Source organism: Oleiphilus sp. HI0043, assembly GCF_001634935.1.
Map to the genome: position 1 here is coordinate 1 of NZ_LWEY01001485.1, position 1935 is coordinate 1935.

The following is a 1935-nucleotide window of genomic DNA, read 5'->3' on the forward strand; positions in this document are numbered from 1 at the left end:
TCAACCCCCGCTGCCAACAAGCCAACTGAGATAACAACATCGAAGGCAATAGGAACCGGAAAAAAAGCAGCGCACAAGGCCACCACAATTAGTATTATTAAGGTCCACGACCCATTTAAGTTATCTAGTGAAACAAATTCTGCTACAAGCGCAGCAAGCCCCCCAGCTAAAAGCATAAGAGGCAGCGCCCCTTTTAAGATAAACCCTAAATGCCCCAAATATGCTTTGGTAAATTCAAAGACAAACTGAAGCCCCCTAGTTTGTTGCGTAATTGCACAGGCATTTAGCGGGAGATCAATACCACTACCTTTAAACTTACCACCCTCGCCATGAAAACGAGCACTTAAAAAGGGAATTACCAGTAAGACAAAAAATACGATCAAGATGTACTTAATGGCAACTAGCTCTATGGGCAGCAAGCTTAGTGACATCGCAACCACGATAAAATTAAAGCTTGGCGAACTACTCAGCATCGATAAAGCGGTGGGAGTAGGAAGGCCTCCCCGGTATAAACCAAAAGCAATGGGCGTAGAACAGTTGGCGCAAACACCCAAAGGAGTTCCGAGCAAGGCACCAATAAACGCTTGTTTATAAGGATTTCGCCCATCTGCGACTTTAGGCAAGTTTATTGAAAGGAAAGATATTAAAGTCAGTACAGCTGCAGCAAATAGAAAACCAAAGGTCATTCCTTGCCAGTTGGTATATGCCCAGTTAAGCGAGCTATAGAGAATACGCTCTGCATGCCCTTGCTCAGCACTAAGCGGGTAAATGACATCAAAGGCGAGAGAACTAAGATGGTTGCGCTGGCCCATCTGAGCTTTTTCATCCAGCGCTGGAAGCCGCGACTGGGACAAGAACAACAATGAGATAAAGGCGAGCAGAATGAGAGAGCAAAGAAATCCCCTTTTATCGACTACCCGCATATTGTTCTCATTACCGTACATTCACCATCTAATTAAAGAGGCTACAGATCGAAAATCTTTCCAGGATTCATCAAGCCTTTTGGATCAAAGACACGCTTAACGCCTTTCATCATTTCGATCTCAACAGGCGAACGCGAATAACCCAGGTAATCTTTCTTGACCATTCCGACGCCGTGCTCTGCCGAGATACTACCATTGTATTTTGCGACAATATCAAAAACCCACTTATTTACCTGAATGCACTTCGAGAAGAACTCTTCATTGCTTAAATCTTCAGGCTTAAGAATATTCAAATGCAGATTGCCATCACCGATATGACCAAACCAGATAATTTCAAAATCCGGGTAATGCTCAGTCACCACTGAATTGATCTCATTTAGAAACTCAGGAACTTTAGAGACCACGACCGAAATATCGTTTTTGTACGGAGTACGCACAGAAATCGACTCTGAGATACCTTCACGCAAACGCCATAAGTTATTGAGCTGGGTTTCACTCTGGCTGATCACACCATCCAAAACCCACCCTTCTTCAACACAGGTTTCAAATAAAGCCATTGCGTCATCCATTACCTGGTCAGACGTCGATTCGAACTCCAACAATGCATAGAAAGGCGCTTCAGTTTCAAAGGGTGCAGGCACATCGTTGTGCGCTAAGACATGCCCCATCGCTTCGTGCGAGAAAAACTCATAGGCAGTCAAGTCCAGCTTTGCTTGGAATGCTTTCAAGACATCCATGGTGTTACCAATATCTGATAGACCCAGAACCAAAGCAGTCAGATTGTTCGGTTGACGCGTTAGTTTCATTGTTGCTTCAGTGATAAAACCAAGTGTTCCTTCAGCACCAATAAACAAGTGACGCAAATCATATCCGGTATTGTTTTTCAACAAGTCTCGGTTTAGTTCAAGAATTTCGCCAGCACCTGTTACCACGGTTAAACCCAAGACCCAATCACGGCTCATGCCGTATTTGATAACTTTAATACCGCCCGCATTAGTCGATAGGTTACCTC

The 1935-nt window shown here is 44.1% G+C and carries 2 protein-coding genes; both read right to left on the reverse strand.

The genetic code is table 11. The features are described from left to right. Nucleotides 1–944 (reverse strand): permease (locus tag A3729_RS31795; protein ID WP_197475968.1); only part of this gene is annotated, 944 nt, incomplete at its 3' end. Nucleotides 945–964: 20 nt separating this feature from the next. Beyond that, the coding region (locus tag A3729_RS21140) for an FAD-binding oxidoreductase (protein ID WP_068634252.1) at nucleotides 965–1935 on the reverse strand (971 nt) is incomplete at its 5' end.